The organism is Nonomuraea recticatena, assembly GCF_039533245.1.
GTDB classification, from domain to species: Bacteria; Actinomycetota; Actinomycetes; order Streptosporangiales; family Streptosporangiaceae; genus Nonomuraea; species Nonomuraea roseola.
In genome coordinates this window covers 1-2,072 of sequence record NZ_BAAATE010000101.1, presented here as the reverse complement: position 1 = coordinate 2,072, position 2,072 = coordinate 1, and the positions used below count along the sequence as shown (strand labels likewise).

At 64.8% G+C, this 2,072-nt stretch carries 2 protein-coding genes; both read left to right on the top strand.

Features of this window, described 5'->3' with window-relative positions; all coding sequences use genetic code 11:
- The first annotated feature begins 21 nt into the window (after positions 1-21).
- Positions 22-1,725, top strand: coding sequence for an aa3-type cytochrome oxidase subunit I (gene ctaD / locus ABFX50_RS50490; RefSeq protein WP_346158420.1), 1,704 nt, complete (start codon positions 22-24; stop codon positions 1,723-1,725).
- A 33-nt stretch (positions 1,726-1,758) separates the two neighbouring features.
- Positions 1,759-2,072 (top strand): DUF3040 domain-containing protein (locus ABFX50_RS50485; protein WP_346158418.1); only part of this gene is annotated, 314 nt, incomplete at its 3' end.

The following is a 2,072-nucleotide window of genomic DNA, read 5'->3' as shown; positions in this document are numbered from 1 at the left end:
GTGGCGGAGGGGGAGTGCTGGATGACCGTTCACAAGCCGACCACGGACGAGCCGCTCACATCACCACTCGCTCCGGCCAGGACTCGCCGCAAAGGCGCGGTGATCGCCAACTGGTTGTCCTCGACCGATCACAAGGTCATCGGGTACATGTACCTGATCGCCTCCTTCGTCTTCTTCGCCCTCGGGGGCGTGATGGCCATGGTGATCAGGGCGGAGCTGCTGGAACCCGGGCTGCAGGTCGTCACCGCGCAGCAGTACAACCAGCTGTTCACCATGCACGGCACGATCATGATGCTGCTGTTCGCGACCCCGCTGTTCGCCGGGTTCGCCAACGTCATCATGCCGCTGCAGATCGGCGCGCCCGACGTGGCCTTCCCTCGCCTGAACATGGTCAGCTTCTGGCTCTTCCTGTTCGGCGGCGTCATCGCGGTGAGCGGCTTCTTCGTCAACGGCGGGGCGGCAGACTTCGGCTGGTTCGCCTACACGCCGCTGTCGGACATGACCTACAGCCCGACCATGGGCGGGGATCTGTGGATCATGGGGCTGGCTCTGAGCGGTCTGGGAACCATCCTCGGATCGGTGAACTTCTTCACCACCATCGTGTGCATGCGCGCCCCCGGCATGACGATGTTCAGAATGCCGATCTTCACCTGGAACGTCCTGCTGACCAGCATGCTCGTGCTGATGGCCTTCCCCGTGCTGGCCGCCGCGCTGCTCGCGCTGGAGGCCGACCGCAAGCTCGGCACCCACATCTACGACCCGGCCACCGGCGGCCCGATGCTGTGGCAGCACCTTTTCTGGTTCTTCGGCCATCCCGAGGTCTACATCATCGCGCTGCCGTTCTTCGGGATCATCACCGAGGTCATCCCTGTCTTCAGCCGCAAGCCCATCTTCGGCTACATCGGCCTGGTCGGGGCCACCATCTCCATCGCGGGCTTGTCGATGACCGTATGGGCCCACCACATGTTCCCCACCGGGCAGGTGCTGCTGCCGTTCTTCGCGTTCATGACGTTCCTGATCGCGGTGCCGACAGGCGTGAAGTTCTTCAACTGGATCGGCACCATGTGGCGCGGCCACCTGACGTTCGCCTCGCCGATGCTGTTCGCGGTCGGCTTCCTGATCACCTTCCTGCTGGGCGGGCTGACCGGCGTCATCCTGGCCTCGCCGCCGCTCGACTTCCACATCACCGACACATACTTCGTCGTCGCCCACTTCCACTACGTGGTCTTCGGCACCGTGGTCTTCGCCATGTTCGCCGGCTTCTACTTCTGGTGGCCGAAGATGACCGGCCGGATGCTGGATGATCGGCTGGGCAAGTGGCACTTCTGGACCTTGTTCATCGGCTTCCACACCACCTTCCTCGTCCAGCACTGGCTGGGAGCGCTTGGCATGCCGCGCCGTTACGCCGACTACAGTGCCGGGGACGGATTCACCACGCTGCACCAGATCTCGTCAGTGGGGGCGTTCCTCCTTGGCGCCTCGACGCTGCCGTTCCTGTACAACGTCTGGAAGACCGCCCGCAAAGCGCCCAAGGTGACCGTCGACGACCCATGGGGATTCGGCAACAGCCTGGAGTGGGCGACCTCCTGCCCGCCGCCGCGGCATAACTTCACCAGCATGCCTGCCATCCGGTCCGAGCGGCCCGCCTTCGACCTTCACTACCCGCACCGATCGTTTCGCGCGCTGGAGGGTGAGGAAGCCGTCCGGGAGCCGGACGCGTCATGACACCCGAAGGCTGCCCGCCAGGGAGGTGACACCGTGGCACTTTCCCATAGAGAGCGCCAGATTCTCGCCGAGATCGAACTGGACCTGATCCACCAGGACCGGGCCTTCAGCCGCCGTTTCGACGCACTGGAGGCCGCCGCATCGACCACTGGTCCGCAACGCTTCGCCTGCCGGATCAGCACGCGGGAACTGGCCTACGTTCTGCTCGCCGTGACCCTACTGACGGCTGTGTGGACGTTCGTGCTCCTCGGCGCGGGCAGGAGCTGCACATCCGCGCAGTCCTCGCCGCCAACGACGAGCACAACCGCTCAGAGCCAGGTGTCGACAGCAGTGCCCCATGGGGCTCA

Coding starts and splice junctions, on each gene's coding strand:
- ctaD (WP_346158420.1), top strand. CDS start 22: ATGACCGTTCACAAGCCGACCACGGACGAGCCGCTCACATCACCACTC.